The organism is Enterobacter sp. BIDMC 30 (genome assembly GCF_000534355.1).
Classification (GTDB): domain Bacteria; phylum Pseudomonadota; class Gammaproteobacteria; order Enterobacterales; family Enterobacteriaceae; genus Enterobacter; species Enterobacter ludwigii.
Genome location: NZ_KI973169.1, coordinates 4429252 through 4448195, shown reverse-complemented (window position 1 = coordinate 4448195; position 18944 = coordinate 4429252). Strand labels below are relative to the sequence as shown.

General features: G+C 45.4%; 22 protein-coding genes and 1 pseudogene. 17 read left to right on the top strand and 6 right to left on the bottom strand.

Going from position 1 to position 18944, the window contains the following annotated elements; translation table 11 throughout:
* Window positions 1–57: 57 nt before the first annotated feature.
* On the bottom strand, window positions 58–222 hold the full coding sequence (locus tag L466_RS23880; protein WP_213076230.1) for a YnfU family zinc-binding protein: 165 nt from the start codon (window positions 220–222) through the stop codon (window positions 58–60).
* A gap of 81 nt (window positions 223–303) precedes the next feature.
* Window positions 304–516 (bottom strand): cold shock-like protein CspF, encoded by a 213-nt coding sequence (gene cspF, locus L466_RS23385; RefSeq protein WP_071993114.1) that lies wholly within the window; start codon window positions 514–516, stop codon window positions 304–306.
* A gap of 266 nt (window positions 517–782) precedes the next feature.
* Here cspF and L466_RS01500 point away from each other — a divergent pair, with 266 nt between their 5' ends.
* The 14 genes and pseudogenes from L466_RS01500 to L466_RS01560 all read left to right on the top strand — a co-directional run bounded on the left by L466_RS01500 (window position 783) and on the right by L466_RS01560 (window position 9667).
* Window positions 783–1001 (top strand): cold shock domain-containing protein, encoded by a 219-nt coding sequence (locus tag L466_RS01500; protein ID WP_032681777.1) that lies wholly within the window; start codon window positions 783–785, stop codon window positions 999–1001.
* A 268-nt stretch (window positions 1002–1269) separates the two neighbouring features.
* Window positions 1270–1497, top strand: coding sequence for a hypothetical protein (locus L466_RS01505; RefSeq protein ID WP_032681776.1), 228 nt, complete (start codon window positions 1270–1272; stop codon window positions 1495–1497).
* 527 nt (window positions 1498–2024) lie between these two features.
* Entirely contained in the window at window positions 2025–2429 is a 405-nt protein-coding gene (locus L466_RS01510; RefSeq protein ID WP_024195748.1) for an H-NS family histone-like protein, read from the top strand.
* Window positions 2430–2481: 52 nt separating this feature from the next.
* Window positions 2482–2643, top strand: a pseudogene (locus L466_RS23380) (arsenical resistance protein ArsH); the annotation flags it as partial.
* A gap of 205 nt (window positions 2644–2848) precedes the next feature.
* Window positions 2849–3724 (top strand): GTPase family protein, encoded by an 876-nt coding sequence (locus tag L466_RS01515; RefSeq protein WP_032681774.1) that lies wholly within the window; start codon window positions 2849–2851, stop codon window positions 3722–3724.
* Between the two features lie 243 nt (window positions 3725–3967).
* Complete coding sequence (locus L466_RS01520; RefSeq protein WP_032681773.1) at window positions 3968–4684, top strand: helix-turn-helix transcriptional regulator; 717 nt, start codon at window positions 3968–3970, stop codon at window positions 4682–4684.
* 35 nt (window positions 4685–4719) lie between these two features.
* Complete coding sequence (locus L466_RS01525; RefSeq protein WP_032682060.1) at window positions 4720–5172, top strand: hypothetical protein; 453 nt, start codon at window positions 4720–4722, stop codon at window positions 5170–5172.
* Between the two features lie 71 nt (window positions 5173–5243).
* On the top strand, window positions 5244–5717 hold the full coding sequence (locus tag L466_RS01530; protein ID WP_032681772.1) for a hypothetical protein: 474 nt from the start codon (window positions 5244–5246) through the stop codon (window positions 5715–5717).
* A 119-nt stretch (window positions 5718–5836) separates the two neighbouring features.
* Window positions 5837–6658: a DUF932 domain-containing protein gene (locus L466_RS01535; protein ID WP_021571974.1), complete on the top strand. Its 822-nt coding sequence runs from the start codon at window positions 5837–5839 to the stop codon at window positions 6656–6658.
* Between the two features lie 30 nt (window positions 6659–6688).
* A complete protein-coding gene (locus L466_RS01540; protein WP_032681771.1) occupies window positions 6689–7132 on the top strand; it encodes an antirestriction protein in 444 nt (147 codons plus the stop codon).
* Window positions 7133–7144: 12 nt separating this feature from the next.
* On the top strand, window positions 7145–7687 hold the full coding sequence (gene radC / locus L466_RS01545) for a RadC family protein (protein ID WP_040018523.1): 543 nt from the start codon (window positions 7145–7147) through the stop codon (window positions 7685–7687).
* A gap of 10 nt (window positions 7688–7697) precedes the next feature.
* Window positions 7698–8039, top strand: a complete 342-nt coding sequence (locus L466_RS01550) for a type IV toxin-antitoxin system YeeU family antitoxin (RefSeq protein WP_032681770.1) — start codon at window positions 7698–7700, stop codon at window positions 8037–8039.
* Between the two features lie 20 nt (window positions 8040–8059).
* Complete coding sequence (locus L466_RS01555) at window positions 8060–8401, top strand: TA system toxin CbtA family protein (protein WP_032681769.1); 342 nt, start codon at window positions 8060–8062, stop codon at window positions 8399–8401.
* Window positions 8402–8659: 258 nt separating this feature from the next.
* The gene (locus L466_RS01560; protein ID WP_032681768.1) at window positions 8660–9667 is read left to right on the top strand and encodes a restriction endonuclease; all 1008 of its coding nucleotides are present in this window, start codon (window positions 8660–8662) and stop codon (window positions 9665–9667) included.
* A gap of 332 nt (window positions 9668–9999) precedes the next feature.
* Here L466_RS01560 and L466_RS01565 read toward each other — a convergent pair whose 3' ends face one another.
* The 4 genes from L466_RS01565 to L466_RS01580 form a co-directional block, all read right to left on the bottom strand.
* Window positions 10000–10926, bottom strand: a complete 927-nt coding sequence (locus L466_RS01565; RefSeq protein ID WP_032681767.1) for a tyrosine-type recombinase/integrase — start codon at window positions 10924–10926, stop codon at window positions 10000–10002.
* Window positions 10916–12535 carry a MobH family relaxase gene (mobH, locus tag L466_RS01570; RefSeq protein WP_032681766.1) on the bottom strand — a complete coding sequence of 540 codons (1620 nt, stop codon included), beginning with the start codon at window positions 12533–12535 and terminating at the stop codon, window positions 10916–10918. The genes L466_RS01565 and mobH overlap by 11 nt, the downstream gene beginning before the upstream one ends.
* Window positions 12536–12713: 178 nt before the next feature.
* Window positions 12714–13625, bottom strand: coding sequence for an ArdC family protein (locus tag L466_RS01575; RefSeq protein ID WP_032681765.1), 912 nt, complete (start codon window positions 13623–13625; stop codon window positions 12714–12716).
* A gap of 85 nt (window positions 13626–13710) precedes the next feature.
* Entirely contained in the window at window positions 13711–14004 is a 294-nt protein-coding gene (locus L466_RS01580; protein ID WP_032681764.1) for a hypothetical protein, read from the bottom strand.
* 531 nt (window positions 14005–14535) lie between these two features.
* On the opposite strand from L466_RS01580, the gene L466_RS01585 reads away from it, so the two are divergent.
* The 3 genes from L466_RS01585 to L466_RS01595 are packed head-to-tail and all read left to right on the top strand — an operon-like array spanning window position 14536 to window position 18901.
* Window positions 14536–15504: a DNA-methyltransferase gene (locus tag L466_RS01585; RefSeq protein ID WP_032681763.1), complete on the top strand. Its 969-nt coding sequence runs from the start codon at window positions 14536–14538 to the stop codon at window positions 15502–15504.
* Window positions 15501–17513, top strand: coding sequence for an ATP-binding protein (locus L466_RS01590; protein ID WP_032681762.1), 2013 nt, complete (start codon window positions 15501–15503; stop codon window positions 17511–17513). The genes L466_RS01585 and L466_RS01590 overlap by 4 nt, the downstream gene beginning before the upstream one ends.
* The gene (locus tag L466_RS01595; protein WP_032681761.1) at window positions 17513–18901 is read left to right on the top strand and encodes a hypothetical protein; all 1389 of its coding nucleotides are present in this window, start codon (window positions 17513–17515) and stop codon (window positions 18899–18901) included. The genes L466_RS01590 and L466_RS01595 overlap by 1 nt, the downstream gene beginning before the upstream one ends.
* The last annotated feature ends 43 nt before the right edge of the window (window positions 18902–18944 follow it).

Sequence of the window (18944 nt, the reverse complement as noted above, 5' to 3'; positions counted from 1 at the left end):
CTGCCGGAATCTAACATAAGTATAGGACATGAGCTCTGTTCTGCGGTTTTGGTCGAGCTAGCGTCGGGAGATAAACAGAGCCTTACATCCGGGGCAAAGCATGGTCTGGTTGAGCCGGATTTTTGACAACGGTTGTACTGATTTTAAGCCACAAACAGGACAGGCAGCTGTGGCAGTAGACGCACTGCTGAAGAATTTCATTGCGTAATTGATAACAGACATAACCATTAACCTTTCAATGAATGAGCTTCACCGTACCACATGTGGTTAAGTTTTAATCTATCTATTTTGACACACTGAAAATCAGGAAAGATAAATGTTCGCAGCCACAGGCCCCCTGAGACCGTTTATCCGGCAAAATTCTATGCGCCTTCCACGGATGAGTAATTCTGATTCGCGGGAGTTAACGGATGAAATGTGAAGCAGAACGTCTTTTCTTCCATCAGATGGGATGATGAGGCCTTTACCACTAAGAATGTCAAAGCTTTTGACAATTCCTGTCATTTTATGGGACAAGTCAATTCCTTATTAAAAACTCGTAAAGACTATACATTGAAAATGGCATTCAGCCATTTTTATTTTCCCAACAGGACCTCTGGACGGCTAAAATATAATTTTCTTATAACGATTCCTTGTGCCTTAATGAATCCCATCAGTTCGATGCACTAATGAAAGTTAGATATTTTCCGGGCAGTTCTCATTACCAGGCGCTATCGTTGATATCCCCTCTTTTTGAGTCCATACGTTTACTATCAATACAATGATGCATAACTGGAGTCAGTATGACCTATAGAATTACAGGCCTGGTAAAATGGTTTAACGAAGACAAAGGTTTTGGCTTCATCTCTCCTCTTGATGGCAGCAAAGATATCGTTGTCCATTTTCCTAAGCTTAATGTCGACAACTTTAAAACTTTATTTGAAGGACAGAAAGTTGAATTCGCCATTCAGATCGGAGACAAAGGTCCTGCTGCTGCAAACGTAATACTTTGCGATAAATAAATCAATGTGGGTTTGCGATAACGATGAAGGATTATCCCTGAGTAGACAGACCCATAACTTAAATCAGTGGAAAATCGTTTATTCTTAATATCTGATCAGCATACTTTTCACAATTATGAGTGCGCTGACCGATGTTATGAAGTGCAGGACTAATGCATAAAAATTTTAAAAGCACAAGCTAACCGCAAGTTAAATAAGAAGTGCGTAATGGCTTTGACCTTAATGGCATCTGCCAGTTAACACCCACAAGAGAACAGGGTAATAGAATATGATTAAAGTCCTTGTTTTCTTTAATGCTGAATCCTGTAAAGTCATGACCGTTCTGGAAGGTATATCCTCTATCAGGCAGGAATATCCAAACGGTGAAGATACACATCTTCGGATTATGTCTGCAGGTTTTCCTTCCTTAACTGGCGATCATGGCATTGTTTACGTGGCTACTGACAGGGAGTTAACGTCACAGGAGATATTTGATGCGGCCAGGAAATATTTATAGCATTTTTGTTATGCTCTCTGATTCACGTTTAATTGCATGCTTACCCTATTTATCAGAATCGAACAAAAAATGAGTTAAAAAAATTTATGGCCTGCTAACAGCAGGCTTTTTTTTTACATTTGAAAAAAATACAGGTGTCTATCCCCTGTGTGCCATCTTGCCATTTGTGAAAAAACTTACTAAGCGGCGGCGCTAATTCACTAAATGTCTCTCCTGATTTAAAACTCATCAGGTATGACTGAAGCAATAAGTTATGAGGGTATAAAAAGGCTCTTCGGATGACTCCTGGCATCATCGTTTTAAGTACCTTTAAAAATGCATGGACATTTCGTAGGGGTTAGAATTTAGTTCTTGCACATTCTTCTTGATTTTGTCTTGCGATAAGAGATTTATATCAGTAGTCTAAACCTCGTTAATAACAATATGTACCAATCGGATTAAAATGCTCAGTAAGAGAAATCGGGTTGATGAGCAACCGTCGATATTGGTATTTGCTGAACAACGAAAAAATTTTTAAAGGTCTCTTTATGTCAGATGCTCTTACACAGTTAAACAATATCCGTACCTTACGCTCTCAGACTCGTGAAATGTCATTAGATGTGCTGGAAGATATTCTGGAAAAGTTTAAAATTATTCTTATAGAACGACGAGAAGAAGAGACATTACGTCTTGCAAATGAAAGTCAGCGCCGCGATAAACTGGAAACACTTCGTCAGATGATGCTTGATGAGGGTATCGACCCCTCCGAACTTATGGCTGCTATTGGCTCTCCGGGTAAGTCTAAAAGGACGCGCTCCCCCCGCCCGGCGAAGTATCGATATACTGACGAAACTGGAGAGTCAAAAACATGGTCAGGTCAGGGGCGAATGCCGAAGCGGATCTCAAATCTGATTGCTGAAGGTGGGGAATTAAAAGATTTTGAAATCAGCTAAAAAAAGCCGGGTATAACCCGGCTCTTTTTTGTATAGGCCGCAAGTTGCCTTAGAGAATAGTCGAGAAACATTTAGTTCCGTCGATGTAGCCGAGGCGCTGTTTAAAATCACAGTGCTGCTTAAGGGACAAACCGGTTATCTTGCAGATCGTTACAGCGAGCGAAAAGAGAGCCATCAGGAGCTTTCATTCCGAGTCAATCAGGACAAAAAATAACGTATGTTCTTCGTGAATCCATACTGCATGAGCTTAACAACGTCCGTTATTGGCACTCAGCAGACATCTTTTAGTTCTGCGCTGCACAATTTCCTTTACGTGTTAATCTAAAATTCCAAATAATTTCAGATAGATATTATCTCCGTGAATCCCTGCCTTCCTGACTGGAAAGCGGGTTTTTTATTTTTCACGCTGAGACTACTGTATGAATAAACCTGACGGCCTTCAGGCCTTTGAACAACCGCTCGCGTCGCTTCCGCGCATGCTTCGCCAGCTTATTCTTGAACGTATCCAGAACCTGACCCATTACGAGCCGGTGATTGGCATCATGGGCAAAAGTGGTGCTGGTAAATCCTCTCTCTGCAACGAACTTTTCCGGGGCGAGGTGTCCCCGGTGAGTGACGTGAACGCCTGTACTCGCGACGTACTGCGCTTCCGATTGCGCAGCGGTCGTCACAGTCTGGTGATTGTCGATTTACCGGGGGTAGGTGAAAACGGACTACGGGATCAAGAATACCGTGCTCTGTACTGTCGTATGCTGCCGGAGCTGGACCTGGTGCTGTGGGTCATTAAGGCCGATGATCGGGCACTAACCGTGGACGAGCAGTTCTGGCACGGTGTGATGCAACCTTACAGGCAAAAGGTACTGTTTGTGATTAACCAGGCTGACAAAATCGAACCCTGTCATGAATGGGATACTCTCACCAGCAAGCCTTCACCGCACCAACTGGGAAATCTTAAAGCGAAGCAGGCTGCAATTATGGCAATGTTTAAACCGCATCATCCGGTCTGTGTGGTGTCCGCCAGGACTGGATGGGGCATTGAGGATATGGTGGCAAACATGATGTGTTGTCTGCCTGACCGCGCCGCCAGCCCGGTGGTGACACAACTGCAAGGGAGACTCTGCACAGAGCCGGTAAAGTCGCAGGCCCGTGACAGTTTCGGTGACGCTGTGGGCCGTGTTTTCGATACGGCTGAGTCATCGTCATTCCTGCCTGCGCCATTGAAAACGGTGATTCGTAGCGTGCGTGATGCGGTGGTGTCGGTCGCACGGGCCGTCTGGGACTGGATATTCTTCTGATATCGCAATTTTCTCTGCGAATGATGAACTGGTTGTTAATGATTTGTTGATTGTGGACATGTCCTTTCCAGTGCGTTTTATCATCAATTAAATCAGGCGAAGCATCATTGTCTGTCAGACGAGCGCCCACAAGGCTGGACTGCTCATAAAAAATAGTTCCGATGTTGTCCATACCCTGTCCACTCCTTCCTTTAAAGTAATCAGTATTAATTCAGAGAGTTAACTTCTCAGGAGAAATCTTTCATGACGCTTCAGGAGCGGCGACATGACCGGCTTGCTGTCAGGTTGTCGTTGATTATCAGCCGCCTGGTGTCCGGTGAAACTCTGTTTATTCGCAAACTGGCAACTGAATTTGGGGTGTCAGAGCGCACGCTGCGTCGTGACTTTCGGGAACGTCTGATGTATCTCGACCTGGATTATTACCAGGGGCAGTGCAGTCTGCGCTCGGATATTCACAGTACGCGGCAGGAAATAGATATTCTGACCTTTGCTCACCGCACGGGGCTGGCCGGGGTTTTCCCTGGCTTTGACCGGCGACTGATCAGCAGCCTGCTGGACTGTGATGATCGACCCTGTCTGGTATGGCATCAGGACAGACCTCATCCCCCGGCAGGAAAGCTCTGCTTCTACAGGCTGGTCAGAGCTATTTCGGGATGTCAGCGCATCACCGTTCTGACTGAAGGGGAGCGTCATGAGGCCATCGCACCTTACCGGCTAATCGCTCTTGACGGTTACTGGTATCTTGTCGCTGAACATAACAGGCAATTACGTGTCTTCCGGCTGGATGAGATTCATCTGGTAAGGCCATCGCGGGAAACATTTATTCGCAGTGAGCTTCTCTATCAGCTGTCGGAGGACAAACATTTTATCTCTGCCTTACCTCATTTCCGTTTTATTCAGCAGTCGCTGAATTCATTTTCTCCATCAGAAAGTCGGGGGCAATCCGGACAAAGTGATTAGAGATGGTCTCCACAATTGAATGTAAGGTTAATCTAATGAAAAAATTGAAATTAATGTCTTTACTGCCAGTCATGTTTTTTCCCTTACTTATCGCAGGTAATGCTCACGCAGCACGTCCTTATAGCGGGTTCCTGCCTGCGGCAGTGAATAATAAAAGTGGGAATATATTCTGGTGTGATGCCCACCGACAGGTCAGTAAACTGTGTACAGCGACGGAAGTGGATTCAATGGGATGGTTTATTGTTGTTCGCTCGAAACCTTCCAGAGATTGTCCGGGGGGAATATGGGGGTGGATCACTCCCAGTAAAGACGATGTGGCAACAGGGTATACCATTACGCCAGGTAAAGAATTCAATCTCACCATGAAGGATATGTGCAGTCCCGATATGAAAGTAACGTTCCGCCCGAATAAAAAGGACCCTCGTTATGACGATCTTGTCGGGATTTATGCCGGGAAAGAAGCGTTTCGCTACAAACAAATAAAATAATCCAACTGTTTTTTCATTACTTTATTGTTTTAAACAACAAAAGCTTTATTACATGATTTGAGGACAACATTATGCGACTGCCTTACGTAATATTTACATTAGCTATGCTGGCTTCTGTATCAACAGCACAGGCTATTCCCAATATGTGGACGAGTGGTTTTGGGATGGGCGTGACCGAATATATCATTACCAGCCCGGAGAAGGTGGTGTTTAATCTGAACTGTACTGGCAATCCGGATGCGCAGAATATTCTGCAACACGGTGTTGATCTCACTCTGCCTGATGGAACATCAGTAAGTTCTCATGACGACGGGACGGAAATAACGGTGGTCATGGATAACAGTCAGTTCTCATTACCTTCATCCCTCGGCTGGGGGAATGGCGATAATGCCTGGGTGTCATTTATTGACGCACTGGGGCAGGCAGCAAATTTCGATGTTTATGTCAGCGATAAAAAAGTAGGCACTTTCAGTCCGGGTCTGAAGAATACGCAAAAAGAGCTGTCTGACCTCAGTGAGTGCCGGACCACACACTACAGCGATTAGTTAATTACATTTCAGTCCTCTCCACCTCGCAACACACCAGCACCAGATAGCAACAGGCCATGCTCCTTCGGGAACATGGCCTTTTTGTTTTTATTTCATTATCAGATAAGGAGTTAGCTATGCGATTAGCCAGCCGCTTTGGTCGTATAAACCAGATACGCCGTGACCGGCCTCTGACCCACGAAGAGCTGATGAGTCATGTCCCCAGTGTGTTCGGGAGTGACAAGCATGAATCTCGTTCAGACAGGTACACCTACATCCCGACCATTACCATCCTCGAAAGCCTGCAGCGCGAAGGTTTTGAGCCGTTCTTTGCCTGCCAGACAAAGGTTCGCGACCAGAGCAAGCGGGAACACACCAAACACATGCTTCGCCTGCGTCGTGCCGGTCAACTGACCGGACATCAGGTGCCGGAAATCATTTTGCTCAACAGCCATGACGGCTCATCAAGCTACCAGATGCTGCCGGGGCTGTTTCGAGGCGTCTGTACCAACGGCCTGGTCTGCGGTCAGTCATTCGGAGAAGTGCGGGTACCGCATAAAGGGAATGTCGTCGAGAAGGTGATTGAAGGGGCTTACGAAGTGCTCGGTGTGTTTGACCGGGTTGAGGAGAAGCGCGATGCAATGCAGTCACTGGCACTGCCAGAACCAGCCCGTAACGCCCTGGCGAATGCCGCGCTGAAGTATCGCTTTGGTGAAGACCACCAGCCGGTCACGGTATCGCAGTTACTGACCCCTCGTCGCCGGGAGGACTACAGCGATGACCTGTGGACCGTATACCAGCGCGTGCAGGAGAACCTGATGAAAGGTGGATTGTCAGGGCGAACCGCTCAGGGGAAAAGCAGCCGCACCCGTGCTGTTACCGGTATTGATGGCGATGTGAAGCTCAATCGCGCCCTGTGGGTAATGGCAGAAAACATGCTCGATTTTTTCGGGCGTTAAACAACAGTTCCGGCATAAGGAGATAGTTTAATGAATACACATAACCTTCAGTTCGCTGAGCAGGCAGCAATTACTGCCTCAGTCGTCCCTGACGAGTTACGAATTGGTTTCTGGCCGCAGCACTTTGGCTCTATCCCGCAATGGATAACGCTTGAGCCTCAAATCTTTGCCTGGATGGACCGCCTGTGTATCGATTATCACGGCGGTATCTGGAACTTTTCGACGCTCAGTAACGGTGGCGCTTTTATGGCTCCCGAGTCAGAGCAAGATGAGAAGTGGACATTGTTCAACAGCATGAACGGCAATGGCGCAGAGCTTACCAGTGAAGCAGCAGGGATAGTCGCCTGCCTGATGGCATACAGCCACCATGCCTGTCGTACCGAATGCGACACGATGACTGAGCATTATTATCGCTTACGCGACTACGCGCTGAACCATCCGGAGTGCAGCGACATTATGCATCTTATCGACTGAGGAATACCTGACATGAATACCGCATTATCCCCGGTGTCATTACAGCCTGAACTTTTCCAACTGACGGTTATGGCCCAGCATGGTTTCCTGCTCCCCGCGACCTCCGGATTGACACCCTATGCCCAACGGACCATCCGCCGCGCTATCAACCTGCTGGATAAATATCTGCGCCAGCCTGGCATATCCTTTACCTCAAGTACGGCAGCACGTGACTGGCTTCGGTTACATCTGGCAGGACAAGAACGGGAAGTGTTTATGGTGCTCTATCTTGATAACCAGCACCGTTTATTGGAGAGTGAAACGCTATTTGCCGGTTCGATTAACCATGTCCAGGTCCATCCTCGAGAGGTAGTGAAGTCAGCGCTTCGCTTCAATGCTGCAGCTGTTGTGCTGGCGCATAACCATCCATCCGGTGATCCGGAGCCCAGTCAATGTGACCGCAACATTACGGGCAGGCTTGAAGAAGCGCTGGCACTGGTTGATGTGAACATACTCGATCATCTGGTTGTCGGTTCAGATGGCATTGTGTCGTTTGCAGAGCGAGGCTGGATATGAGGGCACTTCAATGAAATCTACTGATTCAGAGAACGATTCATTTCTCAAGTGGAGTCTGAATCGTAATGTGACACCTTGCTTTGGCGCTCGTCTGGTACAGGAGGGAAACCGACTGCACTATCTGGCTGACCGGGCCAGTATCACCGGTAAGTTCAGCGAAGCAGAATGTCTTAAGCTGGATTTGGCATTCCCGCATTTTATCAGCCAGATGGAATCGATGCTGACTACTGGTGAAATAAATCCTCGCCATGCCCACTGTGTCACCCTGTACCACAATGGTTTCACCTGCGAAGCCGATACCCTTGGCAGTTGCGGCTACGTATACATCGCCGTTTACCCCACTCATTGTTAACTACTTTCACAAGAGCAAATATGAAAACTCTACCTGCAACAACTCCGCAGGCGGCGACGCTATGTCTGTCGCCTGTGGCAGTCTGGCAAATGCTGCTTGCTCGCCTGCTGGAACAACATTATGGCCTGACGCTAAACGACACGCCGTTCAGTGATGAAAAGGTAATTCAGGAACATATCGATGCCGGTATATCTTTGGCCGATGCCGTTAATTTTCTGGTAGAAAAGTACGGGCTGGTTCGTATTGATCGCAGGGGATTCGACTGGCTAGAACAGTCCCCATATCTGCGGGCAGTCGATATTCTGCGGGCGCGACAGGCAACTGGTTTATTGAAAAGAAATCGTATTAGCGCGGCACGGTGAACATTGGGAATAGCCTTCCTGATTCACACTGCAGCTTTCCTTACTTATTTACTCATTCCAAAAAGCACCTGCCGATGCTGGTTGGTGCTTTTACTTATATGGACGAGATATCATGCAAATAGAAGCTGTAATTTTTACTGGGCACATTATCGCAAGTACAATCCGGGAATGCTGGGCCGTCGTTGTTGATGGTTTTGACGCATGCGGCGAACAAGCTTATGATCCAGCTTAATTTCTTTTCCTCATGAAGGGACGGGTATGGGCAACAGAATGTGGATGATCCGCGGTGACGGCGGCAAGCTCTATGACGATTTTCGCGATAAGCAAATTGTAGGCATCGGTTGGTCTCAGCTGGCTCCATTAGTCAAACCCGGCCTGTCCCGAGCTCAGTTACTCGCCTTATACCAGGAGGCAGATCCATTAGCAAAACTGGGAACTGCGCGTTCTGGTGCATCGCAGGTCTGGCGTTTTGTGAACGAAATCCAAAAGGGTGATTGGGTTATTACCTATTCGCCAGCCAACCGTACTTATTTGCTAGGCAAAGTTACTTCAGATTTCCAATATCATCCTGAATGGGTGGAAGAGGGGATGGGAATCGCTCGACAGGTTAAATGGAATACTCAAGAAATTGATCGCGATCGACTGTCTGTTGCTACCAAGAATACATTGGGTTCTACGCTGACGGTTTTCCAGCTTCCAGAATATGCGCTAGAAGAGCTTTTGCAGGATAAGAAACCCACTGTAGATGTGATTACACAGAATCCAATTGCGATGGATGAAGATGAGGTCGTTTCTGATCCGCTTCGCGATGTGGAGTCGTTGGCGCGTGAAGGTATTAAAGATCGAGTTAATGGACTCGATCCGAAGGAGATGGAGTATCTGGTTGCAGGAGTTTTACGCAGCATGGGATATAAAACACAGGTGTCTCCTGTGGGTCCAGATCGTGGGAAGGATATCATCGCATCACCTGATGGATTTGGATTTGAGAATCCACGTATCGTCGTTGAGGTAAAACATCGCAGGGAGCAAATGGGGAGTCAGCAGATTCGCAGCTTTATCGGCGGTCGCCATAAAGACGATCGCGGGCTTTATGTCAGTACGGGGGGCTTTACGAAAGATGCTCGCTATGAAGCCGATCGTTCGACGATACCTCTGACGCTCTGGACGCTTGATGATCTCGTCCGTGCGCTTATTGAGAACTATGAGCAAGTCGATATCGAGACCAAACTTTTGGTCCCTCTGAAGAAAACTTTCCTTCCTGCCTGAATCTTGCTTTGATAGCCATATCGGTGTTCTACTGGTATGGCTTTATAACCACTTGCAATGTCTATTTTTCGTACGGATTTTAACTTGTGGGTACAAGTGCGGGTATAACTATTTATTCCTGTTTATAAACAATATTGATATCAGTCTAATAGGTGTGCAATTCGAGTCCGGCCTTCGGCACCAAAAACGATTGTGATAATCGGAAAACCTACAACAATCAATACGTTGTACAATGAAGCTGGACGTTGACGGCAACTACAAAATGGCCGCATCTCCGGCTTTTTTTGTTTATAAAGCCTCGGGCCGGATCTTTTCACTCACTCCCTGTTTTGTCAATCTCTCTCCACGCAACTTCTGAGCATCTCGACATTGTGTTCAATATAGCTGAGCGTCACCTTAATATCGCGGTGGCCGAGTAGTTTCTGCGTGACATACAAATTTTGCTCCGGTTTCTGCATCAATTCTGTGGCCACGGTATGACGGTAGCGATGTGATGAAAACCGGCTGTGGCAGGCATCGCTGAGTTTGGCAAAGAAATAACTGACCTGATTTTCTGTCATCGGTTTACCCTGGCGCAGCGTCCGCCGACTGAAGCGGTTGATGTTGAACAACTGATCGTCAGCCCGTATTCCTCTTGTTTTAGCTTCTTCAAGCAGATGCTCCAGATAGGGTCGAAGCCGGGAGGCAATGGGAACGATATGTTCATCATGGCTTTTGCTGCCTTCGCTCTGAATAAACAGCGTGTCATGGACCAGATCGACATCCTTAATGCGCAGATGGATAAGCTGGTTCAGCCGGATAGCGGTGTAGTTGAAGGTTTCAACCACGGTCAACCAAAACCATGCAGGATACAAAGGTGAACGATAGCCGCGCTGCATTCTCTCCCGTTCGATAAACTGGTTCAGCACTTTGCGGGATGCGAGGATTTGCTCGCGGGTCAGGGTTTTCTTTTTCTTACGGGATTCCCGCAGTGATGTTTTCTGGAATGGATTGATGAACTGCTCCAGTAATCCCTGTTCAATCGCGAAGTTATACAAGGCCCGCATATGGCGCATATAGTGATTCCAGCTCACCGGCTTGATACATCGCACATTTAGCAGGTAATGACGCCACTCCAGCACCATATGCGGTGTGACTTCGGCGGGTAACACGTTGCGCCAGTGGGTAAACTGATTTACTGCCGTGCAATAGCAGCTCTGGGTATCAGGGCGTAGCAGGCGGGCAAAAAAATACTCTTCCAGGAGCTGTTCAAAGGTCATGGGTGTCTTCTCCTTCACTGAGCAAGAGATGAGGGTTATTAAAGGGAACGTCATCTCCAAAAAGCGGCGTGGGATCGTCAAGCAGATATCCCTTCAGACGTGAACAACGGCGTGGGCCGACAACGGCGCAGTGCCAGATGTTGAGGCCGTTTTTTTGTTTTCGGTGAAGATTCAGGTTCTGGAACTTCTTCTGTACCTCCCGCCAGTATTCTTCTGGGACATTCTGACCGCAGGTGCTAAGCCAGAGTTTGAAAATACCGGGCGTCACCAGAAACACCGACCCGGCGACGGTATGAATCCGGGCGTTAGGTTCATTGACTTCCAGATGTTGGGCCTGAACGTTACGCACCAGCCACTGCCAGAATGCTTCGCCTGAAAGTAGGGCATCGTTCTGTTCGGGTTGAGGGGATAGTTGTTCTACTACCGCGTCCGTTGCAATCACTGCTTCTGTCTCATTCTGGACTTCCGCTATTGGCGTAACAGTTCCACTGAATGTTGCGGGCCGCTGTTGTGGATCTTCCCAAATCAGCGAAGGAGAAAAGCGCAGCAGCGTAAGCTCACTGCTCCAGCCGCCGCTGGCCTCAATCCGGCAATGCCAGATGGCTTTATCCTCACAGGGAATAAGCAACTGGTGTGCCTGCATCTCGTCGAACAGCCGCACGTTATGTTGTGGTACGGCGTCAATCCCCTGGCGCAACAACCAGCCACGCACTGCATCGGCAGCGTTCTTGCTGACCAGCCACAGCGCCTCTTCCGTCAGCCAGCCGTCAGAACCGCCGTTCGGGTTGTTGAGCCGGAACTCATGCGCCAGCAGGTCGCGCAGGGCCGCGATGATTTGCTGCGGCAGCGAGGTTTGTGGACGATGGATAGCCTTAACTGGATCGCCGCCGAGATTAAATGCCACCGACGCCCGGTCGGCTTTCTGCACCAGTTCACCTGCCAGCCCGGCATACTGATATTGCCCGTTCAGGCAGTGAAGCAGGGTGGATAAGGCAACTGAATCAGCAGCGAGCCAGTCTAGGCTTTCCGGTGGGAGAAGTTGGGTAAGCAGAAGGGCTGCCGCAGCCGGATGGCGCAGATAATCACGTTGCGGCAGATAGCGAAACCGATAAGGCTGGGTTAGCGGGCCATGCCATGGAAACCAGCGTTGCCCGCTGGCATCTTCCACCTCAATATCGGTGATGAGTTTGCCTAGATCGTGCAGCAGCGCGGCGTAGATGATAACGGTGGTCCAGCGTTCGGACTGAGCAGCCTGATCTTCCGGCGCTGCATCAGGCGGAAAAAGATAACTCTGCCGCAGTCGTGCGGCATAACAGGCGGCTTCAAGGCTGTGATCGAGCAGACCGCCCGCGTGGGAATGGTGGTGGTTTTCCGAGGCCGGAAACAACTGCGCCAGTTCTGCGAAGCGGTGGACTGGTATCAGCCAGAAGCGTTCAAACAGTGAGGCGGGAAGGGCGGTGCTCTGCCGAATAAACTGGATCAACTGTTGGCGGGTAGTTTCAGCCAGTAGCGTTTGCGCGGATTCAGGATGCAGCCATCCCTCCGTGACGTCTGGTTCGCCAGTGGATGGTGTAGTGTTTTGCTTTTTGCGCGTCAGCCATATCCGCATAATGGCCTTTTCCCCTTTTTCGGGTAAGCCCGTTACCCCTTCACTCTCTTCCCCTTCACCCTTTGGATTTTGCCTTTTGGTGCCGTCAGATTTGGGGCGAAATTGTTTATTGGGCAGCGCAAATTTATTGAAGTGGAGAAAAACGGCAGAGCAGGATGCTCCGCCGTTGATATGAAGGTCATGCGCTCAGCGCTAACGGCTGCTGTGCCCGTTCAAGCAGATATTCACAGGCATTACGCGCTAATCCGCTGGCGCGGAAAATCGCTTTTTTGTCCTGCTGCAACACCTTCAGCCACGATGCGATGTAACTGTCATGTTGTAGCTTCGACTGGATGCCAACATGAGCACACAGGAAAGCCGCTCCCATTTCGGCGACCAGCTCTTCAAAACTGTACGTCGGATCGCCGAAGGTATGCTTTCCGGCAGTGATGCCATCCCGGTTCAGCCGTGAAGCGTGTCCGGTAGCGTGCGTCAGTTCATGCAGCAGCGTGCCGTAATAATCCTCACGTGAGGCGAACTGCTCAGGATGCGGCATGATGATGCAGTCGCGCCCCGGCGAGTAATACGCCCGGTTCTGGCGTCGGTGAGTGATCACCACCGCACTTTGCCGGGCAACCTGCTCAGCGGTGGCGATAGGATCATCGACCATCACGACAGGCTGTGAAAACGCCTCCGGCAGTCCTTCACATTGCTGAATATTGAACAGCCGGAACTCGCGTACTACGGCGTAGGATGTCAATTTAGGGTCGCCGTCAGCATCAAGAACCGTATTTCCGTTGCTGTCCACTACCTCGCGTTGCTGGGGCAGATAAAACACGGCCAGTGTGGATTTTTCGTTCTTGCGGATGTTTCCGCCTGCATTGCGAATTTGTGTGAAGGTCAGCCAGCGATCGCTCTCATATCCCTGTCGTTCTGCGCTGTTCCAGAGCAGAGGAATATTGATGCCGTGATAAAACCGCCCGGACAGGGCATTCATCGGCACCACCGGTTCCCCTTCCCGCCACGGGCGAACCCAGGGGATCACGCCTTTCTCTAGCGCGGCGATAATTTCATCGGTGACTTTCTGGTAAAGATCGTTGCTTCTGTTCATAAGCGTAACCTCATGATAAAGAAGCCGGGTACGACGCTCCCGATCGGGAATCGCCCGGCACGGGTAGTGAAGAATGCTGAGGTAATCAGCTGGTGTGAAGGGCAGTAACCAACAGGTGGTCATCTTCAATGATTAAGCGCAGCGGCGTCATCAGCGGTACATTGCTGCTGCCGTCTGCGGGCAAACAGTACAGACCGAAATTGATACTCTTACGGTCCGGGCCTGCGCTTTTGAATGTCAGTATGGTCGCGACAATCAGGTTTTCGAGGCGGTCATCTTCCTGAGAGGGATCGGGTGGAAAACTGACTACCTTTTCCCAGGCCTCAGATGAGATAGACAATGATAAGGAAGTTGCTTCAGTGATGGATGAAGTTGGCATAGTATTTCTCCAGTGATGAAAGCAGAGAAACACCGCCCGACAGGGAGGAATTCCCTGCATGGTGGGGTAGAGGATGTATCAGGCGCTAAGCGCTGTCCGCGAGGATGATACGGAGCGGACGAAAAGGCGAGCCTCACCGGGTAGGGTGGCAACCTTAAGGCTCTGGTTGCGGACAAATCAGTTTGAATTATGCACAACTTTGGTTATTGAGCAATAGGGTAATTTACTCGTGATTAAAGTGAACTATCTGGTTTTATTGAATATATTGTTACTACTGTAACAGATTATGATTGACGTCTTAGAATGTACACTCAGATGCGCTATACGGTAGAATTGTGTCTACAAATGCTCAAATGCGCTGAAAACCTGAAACATTTAACAGCAAAAGAATTTTGTAAGGGATAGATTTCTCGTGCGAACTTAAGAATCTCAGTCCCTTTGAGACTCTGTGTTACTTGGGCTGAAAGTAGCTGAGAAAACACAGATTTGATTTTAGAAAACTTGATAAATTTACAAGGTATTCAATACCATATGAATCTCTACTATAAAACAGAACTTGGAAAGCTTTATCTTGGGGACTCTCTTGATGTCCTTAATGACGAGGACATCAGTAAATACGTAGGGAAAGTAAACCTCATCGTTACATCACCACCTTTCCCATTGAATAATAAGAAAAAATATGGAAATGAGATAGGCGAAGCATACCGAGAATGGTTTAAAAAACTGACACCTATATTTAATCAACTCCTTGCTGATGATGGTTCACTTGTCATTGAGATAGGTAACGCTTGGGAACCGGAGAGGCCTGTGCAATCAACTTTGCACTTAGAATGTTTGTTTGAAATGACAAAACAGAAGAATTCTGAGCTCAGATTAATTCAGGAGTTTATTTGCTATAACCCTGCAAAATTGCCATCTCCTGCTCAATGGGTCACAGTTAATAGGTTGCGTACTGTTGATAGCTATACCCATGTTTGGTGGCTTGCTAAGACTGATTATCCGAAAGCAGACAATAAAAAAGTCTTACGGCCTTATAGTAAAAGTATGCGAAAACTATTAGAGCGCCAAACCTACAATGCTGGAATGCGACCATCTGAACACAAAATTAGTGAAAAAGGTTTTCTAAAGGATCATGGTGGAAGTATATCCCACAATTTTTTTGAACTTGAGCCTATAGATGAATCTCGAGAGGTTCGATTACCTCATAATGTAATGTCTTTTTCAAATGTATCATCTAATGATTTTTTTATTAGAAAATGCAAGGAAATGGGTATTAAACCTCATCCAGCACGAATGAATAAAGGTATAGTTAATTTCTTTATCGATTTTCTAACAGATGAAAACGATCTTATATTTGATCCTTTCGGTGGTAGTAATACAACGGGATTTTGTGCAGAATTAAAAAAAAGAAGATGGTTAGCAATAGAAGCGGATGAGAAATACGCAGAACAATCAAAAGTCAGATTTGAAGACCCTGAATTGAAAAAGGAAATAGTATGAATTTAAATGCGGCTTTATCAACAGATTTATTAAAAGAAGGTAGAAATAAGGAACAGTTTGTTGGTCGACCGTTCTATTTATCTTATGATATTGCTAGGCTGTTAGTTTGTGATGCCTGGAAAGCACAGGTTAAAGGGATACCAGCCGGTTGTTTTCTACTTGCATTTTACGATGGTGAAGACGGTGTTGAAGAGGCAGTATTGCTTAGGGCACTTTCTCAGACAAAACTCCCTACTGATAATGATGTAATATCATCAATGATAGAGTATTACAAGGATAACTTAGATATATCAGGGCGAGCTGGTAGTTTGAAAGGCGGGAAGTTAGATGAATTTACACGTTACGAATTTAGTTTTTCAGGTTTAGAATGTAGGGTTCTTGGAGTATTTTATAGAACACAGAAAGGTAATATAGAATTTGGTGCTGACCTTGAGAACTTTTATGCAGCTAATAATTACACTGTATACAAAGCCAATAGAGATGTTCTTGAGTTTATAGTAAACCAACGAGATGATGGCGGTTTAGTTGGTCAGGACTCTGAATTTAAAATTGGTAGCGTAAGATATTCATCTAGCCGTAGACATCAATCTCAAGAGGAAAATGTTAATGTATGGGTAAATCCTAAAGATTTTTTAGGAAAAAGGTCTGCTATGTTTGGGATGACCCGTACTGGTAAGTCGAATACTGTAAAGAAAGTGATAGAAGCAACAGAGGAAATTTCAAGAAAAGCTTTAATACTATTGGATTCAGCTTCTCCTGAAACATCTGAGTTTACATCTTCTGGAAGTCCAACATTTCCAGTAGGGCAGATTATATTTGATGTGAATGGTGAGTATGCAAATGCAAATAGACAGGATTCTGGAACAGCTATATATGATTTATATAAAGAAAAAGTTTATAGATATAGTGTATTAGAGAAAAATGATTTTAAAGTGATGAAAGTTAATTTCTTTAAAGACATTGAAAGTGGTTTTAGTCTTATATCTAGTTACTTTCAAGAGCAATCTTTAGGGGGCGACTATGTTAACAACTTTATTGCTGTTAGTTTTGAAAAACCTGAAAGCACAAATCTGAATGGTTCAGAATGGACAAGATATAATAGATTAGTTGCTGCCTATAAATGTTGTTTGTACAGAGCTGGTTTCAAGGCGCCAAATGGTGAAAAAATTAGATTTACTGGAGCGGCAGAAATTAATGGTGAAATCCTAGAGGGTAGAGTTTTGGATCCTAAACAAGGATTAACCCTTGAAGAGGCTTGTACATGGTTTGAAAGAGTATGGGAACAGTATGACGAGCTCAAGTTTTTTAAAGATTATATAAATAAGAAAGGATATGAATGGGCAAATGATGATTTAAAATCAATGATGGTATTTTTAACGACTTACAAATTACCGGGTAAAAAAAATCAAGTAAGTGGTTATAAGAAAATTCGTGTAAAACAATTGCATAATTTACACACTACAAGTATGGATGAATCGTTTGAAATAGAAATTCCTCGTCTGCTACAGCAAGGGAAAATTGTTATTGTTGACTTGTCACAGGGGGAACCGGTAGTTCAGCGATTATTCTCTGAGAAAATTTGCCGTTCTACATTTAACATCTCTATGGATCGCTTTATCAATAACCTTCCAAATAATTTTATCCAATTTTATTTTGAAGAGGCGCATAACTTATTTCCTAAAAAAGATGATAAAGATCTTAGTCAGATATATAACAGAATTGCAAAAGAAGGAGCTAAGCTACACTTAGGGATGATATATGCTACTCAAGAGGTTAGCTCTATTAGCTCGAATATATTAAAGAATACACAAAACTGGTTTATCGCACATCTAAATAATATTGATGAAACAAAAGAACTTGAGAAATATTATGATTTTAAAGATTTCACACATTCATTAGTTAATTTTTCTGCAACCAATGATAAAGGCTTTGTTAGGATGAAAACTTATACAAATCCTTTTATTGTTCCAGTCCAAATTGATCGTTTTTTAGCTAATAAGGGTATGTGATGAGCTATAATGCAAAAGGCAACCGCCCATTCGAGTGGGCTAGTAAATCACAGCATACTCATGTGATCAATGATCCTTCTGTTCAAAACTTGATGAAACGATGTAAATTCCCGTCTACCAATGAAGAGTCGAAAAAAGATGTCCTTGAGCATTCTATTGAAATAAATACAGGTGCATCTAGAGACGTAACGACCATCATAGCTGTCGATGGTGGTTATACTGAGGTAACTGTAAGGAAAAATTATCCGAGCTCGAAGGTTGCATTCTTTCAATTTGGTGGACTGGAATTTAGTTTGGATGACTTAAAACAGTTGGGGGATTATCCCTTTATCCATCCAGAAAAAATGGAAAAATTTAAAAAACTAGCAAGATTTAAACTTGCTATCCCTACAAAGGCAACGTCTTTAGATTCTCTTTCAATGGTTGATTCTGTCAGAATACCTATAATTGAATTTTTTAATGAGAGTAGGGACGGTAAAAAATATATAGATACACTTAAGTGGTTGGTATTTCATGAGTTTAAAAGGAAAAGCATTGATTGTGATTCATCTCTTCACCAAATAACATTTGGGAGTTTGCCTAAACGGAATGGTGAGATATTTAAAGATGTTGTTGTTAATAAATTTGATATAGATGGTCAAGGGTATTTTGTCTATGGTGGGGAGACATTTAATCTTATTGATATTTTAAGGTTTCATGAGGTTGTAGATGAGGAATTAGGGGCTAGCGGTATTTTAGGATACTTGACGAATGTGATTGAGCATATAATTATTGTTCATTGTATAAAAGAAATTGTAACTCGGAAACCTTCATTTTTGAAACGATTTCTTTTCATTAAAGATGGTCCTTTAGGCTTTTTTGGACAAACGGCGAAATTGCATAAAGATATGAGGGAGTTATGTAATTTATATATTGATGAGCATTCGCTAAAATTAGTCGGCTTAGAAAAATCAGGTTCTTTTGTTGAACATGCAGAGCAAATCTCTTCTGGAGATAGTGCTTGTTTGCTAAAAGGTCAAGCGCTGCCACTTTTTAATAATTATATTTATAAGCATATACTTCCTGGCCCTTCTACTGAAGAGGAATTAGATAAGGTTCCTCCATATGCCTCAACTTCCTATTACAGTGGAAAATTGATTTATCGTAGCAAATCGGATAGGGTTTGGGTTTTAACTATACCTATTAAAACCAGTGAAGAAATAAAAAAGTTAAATAGAAATTCATTTTCTAATTTAGATGAAATTCTTAATGTTGTTGAACATCTGAAGTGTGACATGTATGAGAATGCTATTGTCCCTATCGCGTTAGTTAATCAGCTAGTATCTCTTGCAAATCATCCATCTTCTAATATGTTAGAAAAATTTGCCATTCAATCAATGAATGAATAAGTGCACAAAACCTTAGGGATGAAGGTGAATTAATGTTCACCTT

Coding starts and splice junctions, on each gene's coding strand:
- L466_RS01535 (WP_021571974.1), top strand. CDS start 5,837: ATGCGATTAGCCAGCCGCTTTGGTCGTATAAACCAGATACGCCGTGAC.
- L466_RS01580 (WP_032681764.1), bottom strand. CDS start 14,004: ATGCCAACTTCATCCATCACTGAAGCAACTTCCTTATCATTGTCTATC.
- L466_RS01510 (WP_024195748.1), top strand. CDS start 2,025: ATGTCAGATGCTCTTACACAGTTAAACAATATCCGTACCTTACGCTCT.
- L466_RS23880 (WP_213076230.1), bottom strand. CDS start 222: ATGTCTGTTATCAATTACGCAATGAAATTCTTCAGCAGTGCGTCTACT.
- L466_RS01565 (WP_032681767.1), bottom strand. CDS start 10,926: ATGACCTTTGAACAGCTCCTGGAAGAGTATTTTTTTGCCCGCCTGCTA.
- L466_RS01505 (WP_032681776.1), top strand. CDS start 1,270: ATGATTAAAGTCCTTGTTTTCTTTAATGCTGAATCCTGTAAAGTCATG.
- L466_RS01585 (WP_032681763.1), top strand. CDS start 14,536: ATGAATCTCTACTATAAAACAGAACTTGGAAAGCTTTATCTTGGGGAC.
- L466_RS01530 (WP_032681772.1), top strand. CDS start 5,244: ATGCGACTGCCTTACGTAATATTTACATTAGCTATGCTGGCTTCTGTA.
- L466_RS01520 (WP_032681773.1), top strand. CDS start 3,968: ATGACGCTTCAGGAGCGGCGACATGACCGGCTTGCTGTCAGGTTGTCG.
- radC (WP_040018523.1), top strand. CDS start 7,145: ATGAATACCGCATTATCCCCGGTGTCATTACAGCCTGAACTTTTCCAA.
- L466_RS01500 (WP_032681777.1), top strand. CDS start 783: ATGACCTATAGAATTACAGGCCTGGTAAAATGGTTTAACGAAGACAAA.
- mobH (WP_032681766.1), bottom strand. CDS start 12,535: ATGCGGATATGGCTGACGCGCAAAAAGCAAAACACTACACCATCCACT.
- L466_RS01560 (WP_032681768.1), top strand. CDS start 8,660: ATGGGCAACAGAATGTGGATGATCCGCGGTGACGGCGGCAAGCTCTAT.
- L466_RS01540 (WP_032681771.1), top strand. CDS start 6,689: ATGAATACACATAACCTTCAGTTCGCTGAGCAGGCAGCAATTACTGCC.
- L466_RS01555 (WP_032681769.1), top strand. CDS start 8,060: ATGAAAACTCTACCTGCAACAACTCCGCAGGCGGCGACGCTATGTCTG.
- L466_RS01575 (WP_032681765.1), bottom strand. CDS start 13,625: ATGAACAGAAGCAACGATCTTTACCAGAAAGTCACCGATGAAATTATC.
- L466_RS01550 (WP_032681770.1), top strand. CDS start 7,698: ATGAAATCTACTGATTCAGAGAACGATTCATTTCTCAAGTGGAGTCTG.
- L466_RS01590 (WP_032681762.1), top strand. CDS start 15,501: ATGAATTTAAATGCGGCTTTATCAACAGATTTATTAAAAGAAGGTAGA.
- L466_RS01515 (WP_032681774.1), top strand. CDS start 2,849: ATGAATAAACCTGACGGCCTTCAGGCCTTTGAACAACCGCTCGCGTCG.
- L466_RS01525 (WP_032682060.1), top strand. CDS start 4,720: ATGAAAAAATTGAAATTAATGTCTTTACTGCCAGTCATGTTTTTTCCC.
- L466_RS01595 (WP_032681761.1), top strand. CDS start 17,513: ATGAGCTATAATGCAAAAGGCAACCGCCCATTCGAGTGGGCTAGTAAA.